Raw genomic sequence first — 513 nt, forward strand, 5'->3', positions numbered from 1 at the left:
ATCAGTTTAGAGATAAGGTATTAACAAACAGAGGATATAAAATTCGACGAGTCTCTTCAAACTATTGTGCGACAAACGTTCCCGAGGAAAAAGCTCAGAAAGCGGCTATGGATGGTAGCAGAACCCCAAGATTTTTTGATTCCCGGCCGCCAGAATCCGAGAGTGTTCATCCATCTGATTCCCTCCGTCATCCTACCACTGGATACCGCAGATAAACTGCGGTACGTTGGCATGTAAAACTTAAGGCTAATTGCAAGCGCCTTACTCGGATGGCGTGGTGGGGAGTTACCTTTATTGCCCCCCGAGTCATCACAAATGTTCACCTAAACCAACCCAACCCAACCCAACCCAACCCAACCCAACCAGTCCTTCTAATGATTTATCTATTTTACTTTATTTGTGTTATGATCGAGTCCAATTTGATTATTAAATGTGGTATTCGTGAGTATTATTGACCAATTGTATTCCCAAGATTCTAAGAATCTAAATATGACGTTCATAAAAATGTTATAT

At 41.3% G+C, this 513-nt stretch carries 1 protein-coding gene; it reads left to right on the forward strand.

Annotated features, from left to right (window positions below):
* Positions 1–215, forward strand: a 215-nt coding sequence (locus tag E1O47_RS12445) for a hypothetical protein (RefSeq protein WP_207384328.1), incomplete at its 5' end; no start/stop codon positions are given.
* Between the last annotated feature and the right edge of the window lie 298 nt (positions 216–513).

Source organism: Legionella yabuuchiae (genome assembly GCF_900640115.1).
Lineage (GTDB): Bacteria > Pseudomonadota > Gammaproteobacteria > Legionellales > Legionellaceae > Legionella_A > Legionella_A yabuuchiae.